This window comes from Filifactor villosus, assembly GCF_042652965.1.
Taxonomy (GTDB): domain Bacteria; phylum Bacillota; class Clostridia; order Peptostreptococcales; family Filifactoraceae; genus Filifactor; species Filifactor villosus.
Window position 1 is genome coordinate 108,871 of sequence record NZ_JBHSHL010000025.1, and the last position, 21,794, is coordinate 130,664.

General features: G+C 42.7%; 20 protein-coding genes. 18 read left to right on the top strand and 2 right to left on the bottom strand.

Annotated features, from left to right (window positions below):
- The first annotated feature begins 178 nt into the window (after positions 1-178).
- From ACFO4R_RS07415 to ACFO4R_RS07445, 7 genes are all read left to right on the top strand, one after another.
- The gene (locus tag ACFO4R_RS07415; RefSeq protein ID WP_379788437.1) at positions 179-517 is read left to right on the top strand and encodes a PadR family transcriptional regulator; all 339 of its coding nucleotides are present in this window, start codon (positions 179-181) and stop codon (positions 515-517) included.
- Positions 501-1,049, top strand: coding sequence for a DUF2812 domain-containing protein (locus ACFO4R_RS07420; RefSeq protein WP_379788438.1), 549 nt, complete (start codon positions 501-503; stop codon positions 1,047-1,049). The genes ACFO4R_RS07415 and ACFO4R_RS07420 overlap by 17 nt, the downstream gene beginning before the upstream one ends.
- 286 nt (positions 1,050-1,335) lie before the next feature.
- The gene (locus tag ACFO4R_RS07425; protein ID WP_379788439.1) at positions 1,336-1,875 is read left to right on the top strand and encodes a GNAT family N-acetyltransferase; all 540 of its coding nucleotides are present in this window, start codon (positions 1,336-1,338) and stop codon (positions 1,873-1,875) included.
- Between the two features lie 503 nt (positions 1,876-2,378).
- Entirely contained in the window at positions 2,379-3,140 is a 762-nt protein-coding gene (locus ACFO4R_RS07430; protein WP_379788440.1) for a 3-hydroxybutyrate dehydrogenase, read from the top strand.
- Between the two features lie 593 nt (positions 3,141-3,733).
- On the top strand, positions 3,734-5,125 hold the full coding sequence (locus ACFO4R_RS07435) for a GntP family permease (protein ID WP_379788441.1): 1,392 nt from the start codon (positions 3,734-3,736) through the stop codon (positions 5,123-5,125).
- Between the two features lie 106 nt (positions 5,126-5,231).
- On the top strand, positions 5,232-6,167 hold the full coding sequence (locus ACFO4R_RS07440; RefSeq protein WP_379788442.1) for a 3-hydroxyacyl-CoA dehydrogenase family protein: 936 nt from the start codon (positions 5,232-5,234) through the stop codon (positions 6,165-6,167).
- Between the two features lie 623 nt (positions 6,168-6,790).
- Entirely contained in the window at positions 6,791-8,203 is a 1,413-nt protein-coding gene (locus ACFO4R_RS07445; RefSeq protein WP_379788443.1) for a sigma-54 interaction domain-containing protein, read from the top strand.
- An 89-nt stretch (positions 8,204-8,292) separates the two neighbouring features.
- Here ACFO4R_RS07445 and ACFO4R_RS07450 read toward each other — a convergent pair whose 3' ends face one another.
- The gene (locus ACFO4R_RS07450; RefSeq protein WP_379788444.1) at positions 8,293-9,162 is read right to left on the bottom strand and encodes a transglycosylase SLT domain-containing protein; all 870 of its coding nucleotides are present in this window, start codon (positions 9,160-9,162) and stop codon (positions 8,293-8,295) included.
- A gap of 262 nt (positions 9,163-9,424) precedes the next feature.
- The gene (locus tag ACFO4R_RS07455; RefSeq protein WP_379788445.1) at positions 9,425-10,699 is read right to left on the bottom strand and encodes a DUF1343 domain-containing protein; all 1,275 of its coding nucleotides are present in this window, start codon (positions 10,697-10,699) and stop codon (positions 9,425-9,427) included.
- A 444-nt stretch (positions 10,700-11,143) separates the two neighbouring features.
- Here ACFO4R_RS07455 and ACFO4R_RS07460 point away from each other — a divergent pair, with 444 nt between their 5' ends.
- From ACFO4R_RS07460 to ACFO4R_RS07510, 11 genes are all read left to right on the top strand, one after another.
- Positions 11,144-11,512: a GntR family transcriptional regulator gene (locus ACFO4R_RS07460; protein ID WP_379788446.1), complete on the top strand. Its 369-nt coding sequence runs from the start codon at positions 11,144-11,146 to the stop codon at positions 11,510-11,512.
- Between the two features lies 1 nt (position 11,513).
- Positions 11,514-12,305, top strand: a complete 792-nt coding sequence (locus ACFO4R_RS07465; RefSeq protein WP_379788447.1) for an ABC transporter ATP-binding protein — start codon at positions 11,514-11,516, stop codon at positions 12,303-12,305.
- Positions 12,299-13,111, top strand: a complete 813-nt coding sequence (locus ACFO4R_RS07470; RefSeq protein WP_379788448.1) for a hypothetical protein — start codon at positions 12,299-12,301, stop codon at positions 13,109-13,111. Before ACFO4R_RS07465 ends, ACFO4R_RS07470 begins: the two co-directional genes overlap by 7 nt.
- Before the next feature lie 184 nt (positions 13,112-13,295).
- Complete coding sequence (locus ACFO4R_RS07475) at positions 13,296-14,546, top strand: glycosyltransferase family 4 protein (protein WP_379788450.1); 1,251 nt, start codon at positions 13,296-13,298, stop codon at positions 14,544-14,546.
- Between the two features lie 169 nt (positions 14,547-14,715).
- The gene (locus ACFO4R_RS07480) at positions 14,716-15,270 is read left to right on the top strand and encodes a YcxB family protein (protein ID WP_379788451.1); all 555 of its coding nucleotides are present in this window, start codon (positions 14,716-14,718) and stop codon (positions 15,268-15,270) included.
- 602 nt (positions 15,271-15,872) lie between these two features.
- A complete protein-coding gene (locus ACFO4R_RS07485) occupies positions 15,873-16,814 on the top strand; it encodes an AEC family transporter (RefSeq protein WP_379788452.1) in 942 nt (313 codons plus the stop codon).
- A 67-nt stretch (positions 16,815-16,881) separates the two neighbouring features.
- Positions 16,882-17,709: a purine-nucleoside phosphorylase gene (locus ACFO4R_RS07490; protein ID WP_379788453.1), complete on the top strand. Its 828-nt coding sequence runs from the start codon at positions 16,882-16,884 to the stop codon at positions 17,707-17,709.
- A 45-nt stretch (positions 17,710-17,754) separates the two neighbouring features.
- Positions 17,755-18,303, top strand: coding sequence for a DUF6648 family protein (locus ACFO4R_RS07495; protein ID WP_379788454.1), 549 nt, complete (start codon positions 17,755-17,757; stop codon positions 18,301-18,303).
- Positions 18,299-18,475 carry a DUF6648 family protein gene (locus ACFO4R_RS07500; RefSeq protein ID WP_379788473.1) on the top strand — a complete coding sequence of 59 codons (177 nt, stop codon included), beginning with the start codon at positions 18,299-18,301 and terminating at the stop codon, positions 18,473-18,475. Before ACFO4R_RS07495 ends, ACFO4R_RS07500 begins: the two co-directional genes overlap by 5 nt.
- Before the next feature lie 513 nt (positions 18,476-18,988).
- Entirely contained in the window at positions 18,989-20,359 is a 1,371-nt protein-coding gene (gene rlmD / locus ACFO4R_RS07505; RefSeq protein ID WP_379788456.1) for a 23S rRNA (uracil(1939)-C(5))-methyltransferase RlmD, read from the top strand.
- A gap of 363 nt (positions 20,360-20,722) precedes the next feature.
- Entirely contained in the window at positions 20,723-21,406 is a 684-nt protein-coding gene (locus tag ACFO4R_RS07510; protein WP_379788457.1) for a helix-turn-helix domain-containing protein, read from the top strand.
- Positions 21,407-21,794 lie beyond the last annotated feature (388 nt).

Genomic DNA, 21,794 nt, shown 5'->3' on the forward strand with positions numbered 1-21,794 from the left:
AAATCAAATCGGTTTGCTGTTTTTTATTGCTCAAAATTAAAGAGAAAGATCAAGAAAAATGGAAAACATAGAAGAAAGAACTTAAAAAATATGTTCTACTTTGTCATTGACAGATATTACGAATTGTGATATAGTACATATAACGATATATCGAAATTCGTAATAGAAAGGAGAAATCATGGGTAGAACAGCAAACAGCGGAGCTCTTACGGAATCTGTCTTTTATATTCTGCTACTACTTCATAAACCGGCTCACGGCTATGCTCTGATGAAAGACATTGTGGAAATGACAGGCGGGCGGGTAAAACTGGGAGCGGGTTCTCTTTACGGAGCATTCGACACATTGCAAAAAAAAGGCTGGATTGAGCCACTGGACGAGAATCCGCAGGATAGAAGGATTGAATATATTATCACAAGTACAGGAAAACAGTTTTTTGAAAAAGAGCTTATCCGTCTGGAAGAATTGTTGCAAAATGCAAAAAAAATGAAGGAGGATACAAATGAAAACGAGAGTTAAAAAGACTTTTTTGGACATATCCAAGGAAGAACAATGGCTGAATGAGCAAGGGGAACATGGATTGATGCTTATAGGTTATCATAGTGGAGAATATGAGTTTGAAGATGTTTCCCCGGTGAAGTATCAGTATAAGATTGATATACCTGATTATACAGGAGGAAAGAAAAAGGAATATCTTGATTTCTTAGAACAGACCGGTATTTCTGTGGTGGCACAGTATGGTGGGAGAGTATATCTTAGAAAGAATGTAGCTGACGGTCCTCTGGATTTGTATACCGAAAAGAAGGAGGTCACAAAGCAAATGAACAAACGATATTCTCATTTCTTCTCCATCGCTATATCGCAGTTCATGTTGGGGCTTATTATGTTGATTCAAACACTGTACAATGTGCAGCCAAAAGGTGTTGCGTTTTGGATCGCAATTGTTATCGACACAGGCTTAATTGTTTCCGGAATCATCTTCTTCATTCTGGGTGTCCGAAAGCATAGGAAATATTCTTTGCCAAAAGACGAAAAGGATATTTGGGAATAGATTTCGATTTGTATAAGTTGCAAAAGAGAATACATCTCTTTTATAGAGAGTGGAATAAACCTCGTTCATCATCGTGGCAAAAAGCAGTCGGTCTGAAAAGATTTGCTGCTTTTTGTTGCCTTGGAAGAGTAGGTCTTTTTAAGGAAGTTTTTCTTTATAGAGATCTATCATCCGGAGTGTGTCTATATAGATTAAACGAGGAATCTTAGACACATAAAAATAATCTGAAATATGGTATAATACAATAAAATTGAGTGAAGGAATTAGAATCTGTGGAGGAGGTTATATGAGTTTAAATGGGAAAATAATAATAGAAACGGAAAGACTAATATTAAGAGAGATGACTTTACGTGATTTTGATAATTTAAAAAGAGTTATCGGAGATAAAAATAACATGAAATATTTCTCTGATGTATTTGATGATGATAGAGTTAAACTTTGGATTGAAAAAAGTATTGAAACATATAAAACATTTGGATTTGGATTTTGGGCAATATGTTTAAAGGAAACCGGTGAAATGATTGGTGACTGTGGAGTGACTATGCAAAATATTAATGGGTTTATTAGACCGGAAATAGGTTATCATTTACGAGCAGATATGCAAGGCAATGGGTATGTTAAAGAGTCTGCTATTGCTACAAGGGATTGGATATTTAATAACACACCTTTTAATCAGGTATTCTCATATATGACGAAAGAAAATATTCCCTCAGTGAAAACAGCAATTTCTTATGGATGCAAATTACTAGAAGAATATACCGAAGAAAACAAAACTATTCAAGTTTATGGCATATCAAGGAAAGATTGGGAAAAATTAGATAGGTAGACCCCGGTTTGTCTAAATGAATATCATAGTTTGAGAAACAGTAGACCAAGCAGGTTTACTGTTTTTTGTTCCTCGGATTTTAAAAGAGAGCGACCATAAATCAAAAAGGTAGATGACAAAAAGTTCTATGATGGAAATAATGATACTTCTATCGGTAAATAGGATGAAATGGATAAGTGCGTAATAGGTTGTTCGAAAATCAGAACAGTATTTTCTTCGAAAATCGAGGAAATAGCATTGATTTTGTCTCACATAAGGTTTGGAAGAGAAAAGATGTAAACAAAATAATACAAAAATAGAAAAAAACAGACAAGAATGTTATGAAAAAAATACATTTTTAGAATTTTTGAACGAAAAAAGAAAAGAAAATCATTATTTTTTTGATAATGGAAAATAAAAAAGTTTGAAAATAAAGATGTTGGAGAACTGTTTGATAAATATGGTATAAAATTTGCTTTTATCCTAGACGGTAAGAATATCATGTTGAGACAGGAGGAAGAAAAATGCTGAAAGACAAGGTTGCTGTTGTTACAGGTGCGGCGAGCGGGATCGGTTATGCGATTGCAAAAGAACTTGCCGAGAAAAATGCAAAGGTGGTAATGGCCGATGTCAATGAAGAAGGATTGAAGGAGGCTGCCAAAACGATCGGGGGAGAGTACTTTGTAGCAGACTTGAGCAAAAGGGATGCTTGCAAGAGTTTGATCGATTTTGCGAAAGAAAAGTTTTCTCGAGTGGATATCTTGGTAAATGTCGCGGGAATCCAGACAGTTTCTCCAATCGAGGAGTTTCCGGAAGACCGTTGGGATTTTATGATGTCGTTGATGTTGACAGCTCCCTTCCTTTTGACCAAATATGTATGGAGTTCTATGAAGGAGAACGGTTGGGGAAGAATTATCAACTTGAGTTCTATTCACGGTTTGGTAGCATCCGAGTTTAAGTCCGCCTATGTATCGGCAAAGCACGGTTTGGTGGGTCTGACCAAGACGGCGGGAATGGAAGGAGGTCCCTTCGGGATTACGGTCAATGCCATTTGTCCGGCTTATGTACGAACACCTCTGGTGGATAATCAAATTGCCGCACAGGCGAAGACACACAATATCTCCGAGGAAGAGGTCGTGAGCAAGATTATGCTTCAAAAAGCTGCGATTAAGACAATGCTTGAGCCTAAGACGGTAGCGGATATGGTCGTCTTCCTATGCTCGGACTCGGCGGCCAATATCACAGGAAGTGCGATCACCATAGATGGAGGATGGACAGCGAATTAGTGTAAGGCAGATCGGAAGTTCGCCTTATTTTCAACCCTGTGTTAGAAGGAAAAAGTTCTGACAGAATAGTTGAAATCAATAGGGCTATCTATGTGTCAACACACCGGGTAAGAACGGCAAAAACCAAGAGGACATAAAGATGAGATTATCTGCAGTTGAACAAGGTTCAGTGAGCTTTACGAAGGTAGGTATATCGATGTATGAATACGTTTTACGGAGAGAGGACATGATCGCTTGAAGAACGATTCGCAGTCATCTTTATACAAACCATAAAATCTTTGAGAGTATTTTTTCAGTCTATTTGTATCTTTATCACATCTGTTCAAGCTATTGGGGAAAGGGTATGTATCATTGCTGAAAATCGTATAAGTGATGACCGTGCTCAAACCACATGGCTGATCGATAACAAGGATAGTATTATCAAAGAGGGTGATATCTCTTTGAGGTACTCCCGTAAGCTTATTCAGGGATGAAAGTCCGGCGTGTACCACTGTTTGTTATGTGAGGCTAGGTATATTAAGGAAGGTTTTATGTGAAGCAACTTGGAGCAAAAGGACGGGTCTTCTGCAGATCACATTAAGGGAGGAAACATTATGATAGGTATATTCGGTATTATTTTGTCACTCGCATTGTTGATGTATTTGGCTTATCGGGGATGGTCGGTTATTATATTGGCGCCGCTTCTGTCGCTTCTCGCAGTCATTTTTGCAGGGTTTGCGGGAGAGGATGTTCATTTGCTTGCGACCTATACCGAGAGATTTATGGTAAGTTTGGCAGGTTATGTAAAGAGTTATTTCCCTGTGTTCCTTCTCGGAGCATTGTTCGGAAAGGTAATGGATGATACGGGGGCAGCGAAGTCGATTGCGACAGTTATTTCCGAAAAAGTAGGTAAAGGAAAAGAGATATGGGCGGTCGTACTTTCGTGTGCGGTTATTACTTACGGAGGGGTATCCCTTTTTGTTGCAGCATTTGCCATTTATCCGATCGGTGCAGCTCTGTTCAAAAAGGCGGATATTCCTAAAAGGCTTCTTCCTCCGGCAATCGCTTTGGGAGCATTTACGTTTACGATGACGGCGGTTCCGGGAACTCCCCAGATCCAAAATGCGATCCCGATGAAGTTTTTTGAAACGGATCTCTTTGCAGCTCCTATTTTGGGTATCGTTGCGACAGCGATTATGATGTTCGGCGGGGTGTTTTGGCTCAACAGCAGAGCGAAGAAGGCGAGAGCTATGGGCGAAGGATATGGAGATCACGCAGATAGTCATCTGCATGGAGAAGACAAGGATAAGCTGCCGAGTTTCGGAGCATCGATTCTTCCGATTTTGGTTGTATTGATCGGCAACTTTGTGTTTACAAAATTCGTTTTTGCACATACGGATGCAGCTTATTTGGAAGAACAGTACAATACGACTTTGGGAGCGGTGTTGGGCAACTGGAGTTTGATCACGGCGTTGATCTGCGGTGTTTTGTTAGCGATTGTTCTAAATCTCAAGAGATTTGAAAAAGGGGTTATGACAACGATCAAGGAAGGGGTTCAAGGTTCGTTTCTGGCAGTAATGAATACGGCATCGGAGGTAGGATACGGAAACGTTATCAAATCTTTGGGAGCCTTTGCTTTGGTTGCGGCCTTTATGACGGATGTATCCTCCAATCCTCTGGTAGGAGAGGCCATTTCATCTTCGGTTCTGGCAGGTATAACAGGTTCGGCATCGGGAGGTTTGTCGATTGCTCTGGAGACTTTTGGAGAAACCTTCCTCCAGAGAGCGATGGATTCCGGGATCAGCCCTGAGGTACTACACAGGGTCGCGGCGATCGCCTGCGGCGGTCTCGATACGCTTCCGCATAACGGTGCGGTCATTACCTTGTTGGGAATTACGGGTATGACACATAAGGAATGCTATGTAAATATCGGAATGTGTACAGTTGTAATCCCGACAATAGCGGTAATCGTAATTATTCTGCTCGGAACCGTCGGTATTGTATAAAGAAGGATCGTGCGGTAGAATATATAAGGTAGAAAAAGGTTGAGGGTTGTAGAGGATACAACCCTTGTAACCGTAGCTTGTAGGAGTCAATGAGGGGAGAAATAAGATGCGAGAGATAAAAACAATTGTAATTGCAGGTTCGGGTACGATGGGTTCTTCTATGGGAGAAACCTTTGCAAAATTTGGATATGAAGTTGTGTTGTACGATATTTTCGAGGAAGCCTTGGAGAAGGCAAAGAAACTGATTTCATTGAATCAGGAAACGGAAATTAACGAAGGGGTCATAAGTGCCGAAGAGTCTCGGAAGCTCCTTGGACGAATACAATATACCGGAGATATCAATGTGTTCAAAAAAGCGGACTTCGTTGTAGAGGCAATCCTTGAGAATTTGGATATCAAACACAAGTTTTGGTCTGAAGTATCCGAGATTGTCGACGAAGACATCGTGCTTTGCAGTAATACTTCCGGTTTGAGTATTACCAAGATTGCAAAGGTCGTCAAGAATCCGGAGAGATTTTGCGGAATGCACTGGATCAATCCTCCTCATATCATTCCTTTGATAGAAGTGATCAAGGGGGAGAAGACGACGGAGGAAAATGCACAGATTGTCAAGGAGTTGTCCCTGAAGGTCAATAAGAAACCTGTCGTCGTTCGTGATGCTCCGGGCTTTGTGCTCAATCGAATCCAGTTTGCGATTATGAGAGAGTGTCTTCATATCGTTGAGCAGGGGATTGCTTCGGCGGAGTCGGTTGATGATGTAATGAAGTACGGTTTAGGACTTCGATATGCGTGCTTGGGACCCTTCCAGGTTGCAGATCTCGGCGGGCTTGATATCTTCTACAATATCTCATCTTATCTTTTTGAAGACCTGTGTGATAAAAAGGAAGTCTTCGGTCTTTTGAAGGAGTGCTTTGAAAACGATGCACTCGGAGTCAAGAATCAAAAAGGGTTCTATGATTACAGCAACGGAAAGGATGAGGAATTGATTCGTTATCGTGACAAAATGTTTACCAAGGTAGCAAGTACCCTGTATGAAAAGTAAGGGAAATTTCTCTTGTTCCTCTCTTTTTTAGGTATTTGTGAATGAAATGGGAGAAAGTCTCTTGCAAACGCTTCTTCGTTGTATTATGATTAAAGAAAGGTCTACGGTTGATATCGGACCGTTGTCTTGACAACTCTAAAAAATGAATAGCATAAGTGTTGCTATGGAACAACTTGTAAGAAAGGGCGGCAGTATAACTGTACCGCTCTTTTTTTAACCGAAGACCGAGTGCGGATATGTGCAAAGAGACGTTTCATTCCTATTGTTTTCCACATGAAATCTCAGGGTTGCAAACTGTTTTCGGGAAGCGATGTGTTCCGCTTGAACTTCCATTTCGGATCATCCGTGTAAACGTTCGACATCAAGATGGTTCACTTCTTAATAGAACGGAGCTGCTTTTCTGTGATCATGTCATACTGTTATCCGATGGAAAGCTCATCCGGTCTATTTTTCAACTATGAAGCTCTGTTTCGTTTTTTGTGGAGTACGATCTTGTGCTGATATCAATAATGCAATGAATAATACTATAGCATCGATATTTTCGTGTTTCGATCGGGAAAATAGGATGACCGGACAGTCTTATCCGGATAGAGTGATCGCGGTATGTAGAAGGAGGTGCAGAGATGCTTGAAAAAGACGAGAACAAAGTTAAGATGAACTCCGATTTTCTTTTGGAGATGATACTTTCAGACACGAACGAACTCCTGGTCTTTGTCGATAAGGATGGGATCATCGTGGAGTTGAGCAAAGCTTATGCGGAGTTTTTGAAGGTGGAGCGCTCTGAAGCGATAGGAAAACATGTCTCCGATGTAATTGAAAACTCAAGGATGCACATCGTGATAAAGACAGGGAAGGCGGAGATCGAAGCGACGCAGAAGATACATGGAAAAAATATGATAGCCAACCGAATTCCGGTCTATCACAATGAGAAGATCGTAGGAGCTTTCGGAAGGGTCGTGTTTCGAGATACGGCGGAATTGTATTCCCTTTCGGAGCGGATCAAGGAGATGGAGGTGGAACTCAACTACTATAAGAAGAATTTTAATCAGAGCAATCGCTCCAAATACACTTTAAATGATATTATAGGAAGTTCCATACCGATGATGGAACTCAAAAATAAGATACAGAGGATAGCCCAGAATAACTCCAACATATTGATCCTGGGAGAGAGTGGGACCGGAAAGGAACTCTATGCCCATGCAATTCACGATTTGAGTGCGAGGAGAAAATATCCCTTTATCTGTGTAAACTGTGCAAGTATTCCGGGAGAGTTGTTGGAGTCGGAGCTCTTCGGATATGAAGAAGGGGCATTTACCGGTGCGAAAAAAGGAGGGAAGATGGGGCTGTTCCAGGCAGCGAATGGGGGTACGATCTTTCTCGACGAAATCGGAGAGCTTCCTCTCAATATGCAGGTAAAGATGCTCAGGGTTCTTCAGGAACGCGAGGTTAAGAAGATAGGTTCAACGGTTACCGAGGCGGTTGACGTAAGGATCATATCGGCAACGAATCGAAACCTCGAAAAAATGGTAGATACAAGGGATTTTCGTTCCGATCTCTATTACAGGCTCAACGTCGTAAGACTTGTAATACCACCACTCAGAGATCGAAGACAGGATGTTCCCGACCTTGTCTACCATTTTATTGAAAAACTTGCAGGAAAAGAAGAAATGCCGTTTTACGATATCAGTGACAAGGCGATGAGGATGTTGATGAACTACGATTGGCCGGGAAATGTCAGGGAACTGGAAAATGTGATAGAAAGGGCCGGTAACTTTGTCGGTGCCGATGGAGTAATTGGAATAGAGCATCTGCCCTTGAGAGTCACGAAAAACGTCTATCAGACCGATATCAGACCCTTGGGAGAGACGATGGGCGAGTATGAGAAGAAGGTTGTCCAGGAGGCTTTGATCAACTGTCATTCCAATAAGGTTTTGACGGCCAAGATGCTCGGGATCAGTAGGACCGCCCTCTATGAAAAGATGAATAAGTACGGGATCAAAAGTCAAAGGGAGAAGAAGGAGGATAAGAAGAGATAGGTCTATGCCGCAATCGGCTGCTATACAAAAAAACTGTTGTTTTTATGTAAGAAAAGACAACAGTTTTTTTGTATGCTTTGAGTTGAATTTTATTTGCTCATATAAGCGATGATTTTCTTTTCCTTAGCAAGTACGTTGTTGGCATACTTGGTGTTGTAGGTTCCTCTTGCGACATTTCCTATTCCCCAGTTGTAGGCAGTCAGAGCGAGGACTTCGTTTCCATTGTACTTTTTGAGGTAGGAAGAAAGTTCCCGGGTTCCCCGATCGACGTTGATGGAAATACTGTACATTTGTTTTGTACTTAGACCCGATCCTGAGTATTTGCTGTGGATTTGCATCAAACCGTAACAAGGTCCCGTTTTTGTGGTGGGAGAGTAGGTGCTTTCCTTCCAGATAACAGCCATAATCAGCGAACTTCGAACATTATACTTCTTTGAATACTTGAGTACGGCATTTGCAATATCCGAGCGTTGTTGAACGCTTAGACTCTTGTTTTTTGCACGGATAAAACTCCTGATGCGAACAGCCTTTTTATCGTTTGATATGTTTGAAAGAGGCTGTGTATTTTTTTGTTGTACGGGAGCGGGTTCTTCCTCCGGCTCTTCTTCGGGAATGTCATTGTCGTTGTCATTGTCGTTGTCATCTCCGTCGGAAACTTTCCCGCTCTTGCCCGCACGATAAAAGTCGTGGGGAAGATCTTCCGCTTCGGCGTTTTCCGTTGCGGATTCGGGTTTTGCAGTGCTTTCGGAGGTGTTTTTATCTTCGGTTGTCGTATTATCTTCGGTTTTTGCTTTAGATGCTTCAACCTCCGCAGTTGCAGAAGTCTCTTCCGATTGTACCTGTTTCTCAAGAGTCGTGTTTGAAATCGATTCTTCGCTTACTGACTTGTCATCTGCCCAAACCATCTGTACAGAGGTCAAAAACAAGGCTAATGCAAGGATTAAAGAATATTTTTTCATAAGTTACTCCTTTGTAAATTTTGTTTTTTTGAATTATATCCGATTATTTTCTATAATTCAAGAAAAAAACACAAAACGGTTACAAAAAGGTAACAAAAAGAAGACAGAGGGGAAGGGAAGAACGTTTTAAACAGACGGTTTAAAGGGGAATGTAAAAAAAGATAGGGAAAAGGCAGAAATATTATCTGAAAATTAGTTCAATTCAAACAAAAATCCTGCCTTTTTGCGTCAAATGGATGAAATTAACAAGAAAAATTTCAATTTAAGGATAGATCAAATACTGTTGTCTTAAGGCTTTGAATGTATTTAATTCTTTTTGGTAACTTTCGACAATTTCTTCGCCTGACAGTTTTTTCTTCAAAGATTTTCCCATAGCGTCACTTCCGAAGAGTTTTTCGAACATGGGTATGACTCCGTTTTTTTCACTCGGAACTTGAATCGGGCGAAGAAGGTTTGCTGTTGCGAGAGCATAGATACCTGTTTTTGCAGGGTTAAATGTGTGGTAATCGGTAATGATGACCTTGACTCCGCCACGATCGTTGATGGTGGCGGGTTCAAAACGAACTCCACTAAGCCCCGAACGATTTAGGCTGTCGGCAAATTTTACCGAATCAATGTTTTTTCCTCCGATCCAATGAAATTTATTCGCCTGTCCGATTCCGGTTCCTTCTCCCATTCCCGTGGCCATATAGAGGAAGGCCGATTCGATGTCGGGGATGTTCGGAGATGTTTGAGCAAAGGGAAGTCCCGTGTCCTGCCATATCATCGAGCGAGAGTAGTTCTTCATAGGAATCACGGTAAGATCGGCATGGATCTTACGGTTGAAGAAACGTGCCAACTCTCCGCAGGTCATACCGTGAGCAAGAGGAAGGTTGTCCACGCCGACAAAGGTAAGGTACTTATCCTTTGCGACATGACCTTCGACGATGGTTCCACCTAAGGGGTTGGGACGATCGAGAACGAGGATGGGGATGTTGTGTTTTGCACCCGCCTTCATAACGTAGTTCAGGGTAGACATATAGGTGTAGGTTCTGGAGCCGATGTCCTGCATATCGAAGATGAGAAGATCGATCCCTTCCAACATTTGTGCAGAAGGCTGTCTTGTTTTGCCGTAAAGACTGTAGACGGGAAGGTTTCTTTTGGTATCGGTATAGGACATCACATAGGCTCCCGCTTTGGTTTTGCCGTCGAGACCGTGTTCGGGGGCATAGGTTGCAACCAGACGAGCGGAAGGGTGGTTGTAGAGCTTGTCGACAGTGCTTTCGCCTCTAGAGTTTACTCCGGTCTGATTGGTGACCAAGCCGATTCTTTTGCCGCTGATGAGATGTTCAAAATCCGTAAACAGGACTTCATTGCCGAGGATAACTCTACCCCGAGAAGCGGTGTTTGAATTCGATAAGGAGCTCCTCCCTTCATGGAGAATCAATACAGAGTCCAAGTAGTCGAAAACATCACGAACCGACTCCTGTGCAAAGCTCACTCCTGTTTGAAGGAGTACAGAGAGCAGTAAAACAAAGATCAAAAACTTTTTTTTCATAGCTTCCTCCTTTTGTAACGGAAGACCGTCCTTCCGTATTCATGTGATATGCAAGGTACGGATAAAAAGCTGTTCGGAAAAGATGTTGTTTTTAGATGAACAAACACGTTTGTGCTTAAAGCCGACCCTCGCTTCGAGTATCTTCTTGTCTTTCGACAGGAACGAACATAGAAAACACTCTTCTTTATATTGTATCGAATAATAAAAAAATGTGAGGTTACAATATCTTTACAATCCATATCATTTTTCGGATATCTTGAGGTTTTTTTGAGGCAGGGGCATGACAAGAGCAGTTTGAGCATGAGTAAAAGACAGACTGCTGTTTTTTTTTTGAAAAAAACTTGTAAGAAATCCAAAAACTGCTTGACGTAGAAGGAAAAATGCCCTATTATATTATTGTATCAATTCAATAGTACAAAAATGGTGGATGAAGGAGGGTCAAGGATGACATGGGTGTTTGATGAGAAGAGCCCGATCTATCTTCAGCTGATGGATTATTTGAAGAAGCAGATCATGTCCGGAGAGTTGCAGGGAGGTCAGAAGATCTTGTCGGTTCGAGAGTTGGCAAAACTTGCGGGAGTCAATCCCAATACGATGCAGAAGGCTCTTTCGGAGTTGGAAAGGGAGAAGCTTATCTATTCGGAGAGGACGGCGGGACGTTTTGTAACCAAGGATATAGAACTTATTGAACAAAAGAGAAAAGATTTGGCGAGAAAATATATGGAGGACTTTATTACTTCACTGAAGGAGTTGGGTTATACAAAGGAGCAGATCAGAGCATTATTGGATGATTTGTTTGAAGGGGGGAAGTAGGATGAATTTGGAAAAAGAAGTTCAGATGAAAGAAAAAGAGGAATTGCAACAAAAGGATATTGTTGATTTTGAAACGTCCTTTGAAAAGGCAAACGGAAGATGTTTGGTCGAATTTCGGAATGTGACCAAGCGTTTTGGGAAGTTAAATGCCTTGCAGAACGTGTCCTTTAAGTTAAATACGGGAAAAATCATCGGTCTTTTGGGACCGAACGGAAGCGGAAAATCGACGGCGATCAAGCTGATTAACGGACTTCTTCAGGCGGATGAGGGACAGGTTCTGGTCAATGGAGAAAGGCCGGGGCTGGAGAGTAAGAAGGTCGTGTCCTATCTTCCGGAGAGGACCTATCTGAATAACTGGATGAAGGTATCTCAGCTTCTGAAGTTCTTTGAAGATTTCTATGAAGACTTCGATATCAATGTGGCAAGGGAGATGCTCGATAACCTTGGTATCGATGAAAAGGCGAGGTTGAAGACCTTGTCGAAGGGAACCAAGGAAAAGGTACAGCTCATTCTTGTGATGTCAAGAAAGGCCCAACTCTATGTGCTCGATGAGCCGATCGGAGGAGTCGATCCCGCTGCAAGGGATTATATTCTCTCCACCATCATCCGAAATTATTCCCCGAATTCCGCAATCCTGATATCCACCCACTTGATTCAAGATGTGGAGAGGATCCTCGATGAAGTCATCCTGATCAAAGAGGGAAGGATCTATCTACAGGACAGCGTCGATAATATCAGAGAAGAGAAGGAAAGCTCGATCGATCACTTGTTCAGGGAGGTATTCAAATGTTAGGAAAATTGATTAAATACGAGATGAAGTCGGTTGCACGCTATTTTGTACCCTTATATGCTTTGATCCTCATAAGCTCTCTTCTTCTGGGACTGAATGTAGGGGCTTCGATGAGGTCGGGGTTGGAAACTTACGGAGCTGAAGGAATCATCCCCAGCTTATTGACCCTCATCCTTGTGTCGGGCTACATTGCTCTCTATGTGATTACCATCATTATGATCGTTACCAGATACAGCAAGAATTTGCTGGGTGATGAGGGGTATCTGATGATGACCCTTCCGGTAAAGACGGAGTCCATCCTGCATTCCAAGTGGATATCATCAATGATATGGATGTTTTTGAGTATGGTCGTTGCGACTTTGAGTTTTGTTTTGATCTTCGTGCAGGTCATTACTCCCGAACATATCAGTGACATGATGCATACAATGAAAATGGTGTTTGGAGCGGCGGATAAACTCTTTCTTCTCCTGATTTTGGTCAATATGTTGTTCGGCTATGTTGCAGGAGTATGTATGATTTACGCTGCGATTTCGATTGCACATCTTCCTCCTTTTGCAAAGCATAGAACGATATGGGCCTTTGTTATCTATATTGTTGGCAGCAATGTACTGGGTGTTTTTATAGCAAACATTTTGGAGCCCTTGATGGAATACTATGGAGAAGGAGAAGGTCTTATGTATGGAGGAGATCTTTTTTGGGGGAATATCAATCAGATTTTTGGAATTATCTTACTGATACAGATTGTATTGGCTTGCGGTTTCTTCCTGCTCAACCACTATATTTTGTCTAAAAAATTAAACCTGGAATAAGAAGGGGCAGGCAGGAGGGTTGTCAAACTCTCCTGCCTGCTTTTTGATTTATTGTAAGTCTTCCCTTGAGATTGTTTCCGTTTTTTTACACAATAACCGTGGAAACCGACAGCGGATGCGGTATTCTTTTAAAAGAAAAAGATTCTTGATTTTTGTTGAGGCAGAAAGAGAAAGGAACTTATCTATGAAGATTTTGATTACGACGGACACCTACCTTCCGAGTATCAACGGGGTCGTTACATCGGTCAATATGCTGTATCGGGAGTTGAAGGCAAGAGGACACGATGTGAGAATCCTTACTTTGTCGGATGATATCCATATGAAGAAACGGGACGATGTGTACTATCTTCGATCTTTTCGGATGTATGTGTATCCGGGGGTGCGAGGCACTGTTCCGATCGAGAAGACGTTTCGTAAAGAGATCGAGAGATGGAGACCGGACATCATCCACACACAGACGGAGTTTTTTACTATGGTTATTGCAAAGAAAATCGCCTCTGTGCTGAACATTCCCATTGTGCATACCTATCATACCATGTATGAGCATTATACAAGGTATTTGTTAAGAGTCGATGCGATAAGTAGGCAGTCGGCAAAACTTTTTACGCGTGAATCGTTAAGAATGGTGGATGCGGTAGTTGCACCTACGGGTAAGGTTGAAAAGACCTTGAGAGACTATGGAGTCGACTTACCGGTGTATGTGATTCCGACGGGCTTGGCGATGGATAAGTTTGGAAAATCGGTATCGGAGGAAGAAAAGAGGGCTCTTAGATGCAAACTCGGTATCTCCGAGGACAAAAAAATTATTGCGACCATAGGAAGGATCGGTTTGGAGAAGAACCTTGATGAGGTGGCGGATTATTTTTTGTATGTGGAAAGAGCACATCCGGAGATTGTCTGGCTGATCGTGGGAGATGGACCGTACAGGGAAGAGTTGCAGAATCGGATTTCGCGTCTCAAACTTTCCGACAATGTTATTTTTACAGGAATGGTTGATCCTGAGGAGATCTATCTCTATTATAAATTGGCGGATGTTTTTGTCAGTGCTTCAATGAGCGAAACGCAGGGGCTTACTTATGTGGAAGCGTTGATGGCGGGGACGCCTCTCGTCTGTAAGAAGGATGCCTGCCTTGCCGATATTCTTGAAGAAGGTGTCAACGGTTATTATTTCGAAACGGGAGATGAGTTCAACAGACATTTGAATGAACTGCTCAGCGATGAAGAAAAGAGAAAACGTTTTTCAGACTGTGCCTTGGAGTCGAGTGTGAAATTTTCCAAGGAAAGGTTTGCAGAAAACATCGAAAAAGCATACATGGATTGTTTGAAGAAGTTTTCGGGGCGTGAAGAAAGATTCCTTCGTTCAAGGAGGTTGGGAAGGATGAAGAAACTGCCCCATCTCTATATGGAAAAGATCAGCGATTATTTCCGCTTTTAGACAAAGAAAGGCTATCAGATTCCTTGCAATGCTGAAAAGGGCTCGAAGAGGTCTTATACTATTATTGATTGCAGTTATTTATACCGAGGATTTATATTTCGTAGTTGAAGGATCAATAGGTCTATTCTTCTGTTGAATAATGCTCTTATGTGTTTTGGAGGAGGAAGATGTGGAAGAAAGGAGTCCTTTGAGATTAAGCTTTGATTTTACAAAACAGGATTATTTGGATTTCAGTATGTTTGCTATCGAAGACTTGAAGTTCTACCGAAGGCAGAAGAAAATATTTCATATTGTATTTACCGTCGTTCCTACAGGGGTGTGGTTGGTTTTTTGGCTTATGGAAGGAACGGGAACAATCGATTTTGTAGATAAGTGTACCTTGTCTGTGATGGGAGTTCTCTCCCTCCTGTTCTACCGTTACTTTCCCAAGTTCTACGATGCTCTTATCCTTGCCAATACAAAGAAGATCATCTTCAAGGAGGGAAGGTCGAACATCTTCGGACGAACGACCGTCGAGTTTGGAGAGGAGAGGCTCCTGCATATCACCGAGTATGAAGAGTCTTCGATGAGGTATGAGAAGATCACTAAGGTAATGGAATCGGACAAGGCGATCTACCTTTTTACTGCCCCGTCTATGGCGGTCATCCTTCCGTTGAGGGTCTTTGAGAGCAGGGAAGAGAAGGAAGCCTTTGCAGAGTTTATCGGGAGGAAGGTTGGACGCTAATTGCGACCGGGTCGTCGGTGAAGCGGACAACACTTTGAATGGAATTGTAGAAGAAGCAGCGAATTAAAACGGTTCGCTGTTTTTTGTCGTTTGAAGAGGGGAGCGTTTTTTGGCAAAGGCTATTGAAAACAAACGCAAAAAATGTTATTTTAACTAGGATACGCCTTGAGTGTTATCCTCGTTTTCTTGGAGTGGAATCCCGTTTTTATTCAACTTTTCGGGTCGTTCAGCTTGAGTTTTAGAGAAATATCTCACAAAGACACAAAAGGATGTTCCCTTTGTTTTGCAAAAGATAGGAAGGCTCTGAAAGGAGAGGTTTCAGAAACGTGTTTGCCCGAGAAAAACTGAATTTCTGCTGTTTTTTTGAGATTGTGCGGTGTTTTCATAATAGAGAGAAGATCGAAACTCTGTCCGTAGGAATGATATGAAGTTGAGGCACAACGCAGTAAGTGTTCTATCATGCACCGATTCAAACGGGTATATATGAAGAAGATAGAGGATTCTTGAGAAGAGGTTCGAGCGGATTTTGGACGGAAGGGATGACGTCAGGAGACTGTCGCCGTATTTTTTGAATGTTTCAAGCATAGAGAAAGGAAAGATCTATGATTTTTGTCGATACGTTGTTTCAGGTGTTACGCCTGTTTATCATTATTATCTTCGGTTATATTTTGGGCAAGAAAGGTCTTGTGTCAAAGGAAGGACAGAGGCAGATCAGCCATGTCCTGCTCTATATCGCAATGCCCTGTGCGATCATTCGGGGTATGCAGATCCCCTTTTCGCAGGAGAAGTTTTCTGTAGGGGTGTCTATCATTTTGATCATGGGACTCACGTACGCGATCATCAGCCTTCTCTCCTTCGGATTGGTTCGTTTGATCCCCGGCTCCGAGGGCAAACAGAGGGATGTTATGCAATTGTCCATGATACTTCCCAATGTCGGGTACATGGGATATTCGATTATAGGACAGGTATTGGGGATGGAGAACATCTTTTATGCGACCCTGGCAAGTTTGTTCTTTGAGTTTACCTCGTGGAGTGTCGGGGTCTATCTTCTGTCGCGAAACGGAGAGATCAAGTCCAAGCACAATGTTTTTTACAAAAGCATAGTGAATCCGGGCGTACTGGCAGTATTGACGGGCTTTGCCTTGTTTCTGCTTCGCCTTGAGATCCCCGAGCCTCTGAAGGGAGCCGTTGAGGTCAGCGGAGCGATGATGTCTCCGCTTGCTATGGTCATCATCGGGGTATCTTTGTCCAGGGCAAAGATCAGGGAGTTTGTTTTCAATTATAAAATCTATTTGGTAAGTTTTTTCAAACTTCTTCTCATCCCCTTTGCAATGATGCTGCTCTATTATGCAGCAGGGCTTCGGGATATGAGAATCATGATACCGACGATTTTGATTGCTATGCCTTCTGCAAGTTATGTGACGATATTTGCTACGAACCTTGGAAGTGATGAGACCTTTGCTTCACAGATCGCGTCGGTGTGTACGATTTTGTCTATGATAACGATACCGGCGGTCGTGGGGGTTCTGCACTACCTTCATTAGGGCAAGAGCGTACGGTTTTAAAAAAGCGGTAGCAGGCGGAAGGGCTTTGAGAGAAGGGGAAGATAGTATGCATAAGTATGATCAGGTAATGGAAGCGGCGAAATACATCAAATCTAAGGTTGATGTTCAGGCAAAGACGGCCATCGTTTTGGGTTCGGGATTGTCCGGCTTTGCGGAGAAGGTGGAGAAGATCGCGGAGCTTGCTTACAGGGACATCCCGCATTTTTGCACCTCGAAGGTGGAAGGGCATAAGAATCGCCTTGTTGTAGGCGAGGTGCAGGGCAGGCAGGTCCTCGTCCTTCAGGGGAGGTATCACTACTATGAGGGCTATAGTGTCGAGGAAATCAGTTTTCCGATAAGGGTACTTCAGTTTCTGGGGGTTGAGAAGCTGATACTGACCAATGCGTCGGGTGCTGTTGACAGAAGTTTTGTTCCGGGAGATATCATGCTTATTACGGACCATATCAATACGGTGGGGAAGAACCCTCTGATCGGAGCAAACGACGAGAGGATGGGGGTGCGTTTCCCGGATCTCAGCCGTCTTTACAGTGAGAGGCTTCGAAGTCTTGCCCTCAAGGCGGCTGCTTCCTGCGAGATAACGTTGCGGGAAGGAGTTTATGTCTGGACGAGCGGGCCGATGTTTGAGACTCCTGCGGAGATCCGAGCTTATGAGATAATGGGCGGTTCGGCGGTTGGAATGTCTACGGTTCCCGAGGCGATCGTTGCCGCACATGCAAAGATGGAGGTGCTGGGCCTGTCGTGTATCTCCAATATGGCGGCAGGTATCTCGCAAGGAACATTAAGTCTGGAAGAAGTGTTCGATACGATGAAGGAGAACGAAGACCGATTCACACGGCTGATGTTTGAGATCCTTTGTGATGAGGAGATGAAGTAGATCCACCGTGTTTGATGGAATTTTGTAGTGGAGAAGGTGGAGAGCGTGGCATATATAGAGAATTTTTTCGAACTTTTTTTCGAGAACAAAAACTCTTTGAACAGGCAGTTCTATCAGGGGGATATTACGAAGAAGGAATATATCGAATCGAATTATTTTTTTCTGAAACAGTTGGACAAAAGGCCGTTCAAGAATGTGGATAACCTCTGGAAGGCAATCTATAACTACCAGTATTACAATATGACGGGCAAGTACTTCAAGATGTTGGCCGGAGAGCTGGAAGAGAAGAACAAGCATCCCGAGAAGGCCAAGGAGTACTTCGATAAGGTGAACTACCTCTACCGAAAAAAGGATGAAAACATCTTTCATGTGATCAGGCTGACGGAGGGAGACGGGATTCGTGCCTATTATATTCGGGTGCAGTCCAAGTATCTCAAACACAAGCTGTTTGAAGTTCTGTTGGAAAACGAGGAAGTCAATGCGGTCTTTCATTCGATCAACCCGGTCCTTCAAAAGAGGTTGGATGAATCGGGGCTGTTTGAACACGGGAACCGAAGGTCCGTGATCGACAACTATGTAAACACCCTTTATTGAAGGGGTAAGGGCGGAGGAAAAGCTGTTTGAAGTTCTGTTGGAAAACGAGGAGGTCAATGCGGTCTTTCATTCGATCAACCCGGTCCTTCAAAAGAGGTTGGATGAATCGGGGCTGTTTGAACACGGGAACCGAAGGTCCGTGATTGACAACTATGTAAACACCCTTTATTGAAGGGGTAAGAGCGGAGGATCGGTCGAGGAGGGCAGATAGGCAGTCCGGGAGATCGAGACGATAGCGATGTTACGCTTTGAATTATGAGGTGTTTTTAATACTTATACTATTCTTCGATAGAAGTATGGTTACATCTGTTTTGCAACCACGAAAATTCGTGTTCTCTTCTATAGGAGTGCAAATCGTTGATATCCATTATTCAAAGGAATAGTAGTATTAAATTTGTCCGGTCGGGAAGTTTGAATTCTACGATTACTCCAAACGTTTTTGACAAACATATAGTCTGTTTACTTGACATTTTAAACGGGGAATAGTATTAAAGAAGTTTAAACTATGGATATCACCGACTTGTACTTCGTAAAAAATAAGACGAATTTGCGTGGCTCAAAAAACCATAGTTCTATCGGAGAATCGTATTAAACGATCTCATAAGTTATCGACGGGAAAAACGGCTCCTTTAGAGGATGGAGCGGGATATCTTCTCTTTTAAGAGTATGAAACGGAGAGTATCAAATGAAGAAAAAAGAAGTTGTGGTCTTGGAATTTCAGGAGTTTGACTTGGACGGAACGTCGAAGGCGTATTGTGAGGCGAAGACGATTACGGCAAAACACGCCATTCCGGGGCAGGTCGCAAAGGTATATATCAAGAAGCTCCGCGGAAACAAAGGAGAAGGAAGGGTAATGGAAGTTGTGCACAAATCTCCCTTGGAAACGGAGGAGGTCTGTGCACATTTTGATGTTTGCGGAGGATGTTCCCTTCTTCCCGTAGCTTACGAAGAGCAGTTGGAACTGAAAAGGAAGGCGCTGATAAGGCGTTTTGAGCAGAAGGGGCACGAGGAGTTCGGGGAGCTCGAGATCGTGGGGAGTCCCGAACCTCGTGAATACAAGAACAAGATGGAATTTACCTTCGGAAATGAAGAAAAAGATGGCCCCCTTACCTTGGGTATGCATATGACGACTAGGAGCAACAGCATCGTCTTTGTGGAAGACTGTCGTATCATCGACGAGGACTACCGCCGTATCCTCAAGCTGACCAAGGAGCACTTCGAGGAGGAAGCTCTCCCCTTCTACCATATTATGAGGAGGGAAGGATGCTTGAGGCACCTTGTTTTGCGCAAGGGGAAGAACACGGGGGAGATCCTTGTCAACTTGGTCACAACGACGCAGAAGGAAGTGGACACCTCGACCTATGTCCAAAAACTGAAGAGTTTGGAACTGGACGGGAAGATAGAGGGGATCCTGCATACGCACAACGACTCCTTCTCGGATGCGGTTGTTCCCGAAAAGGTGGAGGTCCTGTACGGGAGTCCCGTCTTTAAGGACAGGTTGCTGGGCAAGGAGTTTCGGATCTCTCCGTTTTCGTTCTTCCAGACCAATACGAGGGGGGCCGAGGTCCTGTATGCGACTTTGAGAAAGATGGTGGAGGAGGTCCTCATAGGCAGAGAGGAGGAGACCGTCTTCGACCTCTACAGCGGAACGGGGACCATCGGTATCCTGCTCTCCGATGTTGCAAAGCACATCACTTCGATCGAGATCGTGGAAGAGGCCGTCGATATGGCGAGAGAAAATGCCGTGCTCAACGGGGTGAATAACGTGCGATTTATCGCGGGAGATGTCGCCAAGGAAGTGGGAAAACTCGAGGAAAAACCCTATCTCATCATCCTCGATCCGCCCAGAAGCGGGATCCATCCCAAGGCGATGGGAGATATCTTAAGCTTCGAAGCCGAGAACATTGTCTATGTCTCCTGTAACCCCAAAGTCTTTGCGGATGAACTCCAAACCTTTAAGAATGCGGGCTACAATATTGTAAAAAGTATGGCTGTCGACCAATTCCCGAACACCAGCCATGTGGAGATGATCGTGTTGATGTCAAAGGAAAGATAATACTATTCTTCATTTGAAATGTTGGATATATAATTACTGAAAACCGACTTAGACGGGTCATATCTTCCTATAATTAATAAATATATTAATTTAGGAAGATAACAGCATAAACGAAATAAGACAGATATTTCTCTGATGTTTAATTGAAGAGTAGCATGAAATGAAGGATAATATCTTGATGGTCATGTCATTACAAGAAATTTCTTAAGGACATGGAGGCTCCCGCACTCCTATCAATGGTAGAACAAGAAAAACCGGGTGGACAAATATGTCGGGTATCAAAAATACGGCTTTTCTCGCTTTGTGTCGTGTTAAAAAATGTTGCCATACGGTATTCTGGCATAGAAAGGAGGTCGTTTTTATATGGATCAGGTAAAAACAGGTTCTTTCCTTAAGCAACTCAGAAAAGAAAGGAACTTGACACAGGAAAATTTGGCTGAAAAGCTGAATGTCTCAAACAGGACAATATCTCGATGGGAGACCGGGAGTAACATGCCGGATATCTCCATGCTGGTCGAGATAGCTGATTTCTATGATGTGAGTATACCGGAGATTATTAACGGAGAAAGGAAAAGTGAGAATATGGATCAAGAGACAAGAGATACTGTTATTGCTATGGCTGAATACAGCCGAAATGAGGTAAGGGCCGGAAAACAAAAAGTGGTCGGTATTTTGCTGTCGGTATTCGGCTTGTTCGTCATTGTATCGGCATTGGCGATATTTCCAAGTGATAGCAGTTGGGGAAGTATTTATTCGGTCTTAGGAAGTGTTTTTTTGGTGACAAGTATTTATCTCATTATCAAACCTATAGTAGTCAAGACCGGCTTACGCATACTGGCAGTGGTTATATGTATTGCTTTTTTATTTGGAGTCTTCACGGTTTCAGATTATATTGCTATCACGCAGTTTAATCAGGTGCCGAGATTCCGGTATGAAACAAGTTACGATTCACGTAATCCCGATCAGTTAGTGTATAAAACTTTGTTTTTTACAGCGGTTCAGAAAAATCGAGGAACAAAGGATATGCAAGTCTATATTGTAAAATAGGTTCGGATTTTTGACTCGAGTGTATTAAGGCTCTCAGCTATCAATGGTGGTAAGGGAGCCTTGCTTTATGTTTCCGTGTCCGATTGCAGGATCAGGTTTGAAACCAGGGGCGGTACTAAAATCTGTTCAATTTGTCATCTGTATGTGATACAATAAATCAGGAGGTTTTGGAGCATATCTGAAAAACCTCTGATTATGTAAAATGATCTTTATAAACTTCAAGTGGAAGTTATACGGTGGAAATATCGCATGATTCGAAAAATCAGACTAAAATCAATTTTATACGACGAAAGTCTTAGAGCGTGTCTACACAAATTAAACAAGGCATCTTAACCATAAAACGATCGATGCCAAATGAATTGCTCCAACAAAGCAGGAAACGCTCTTT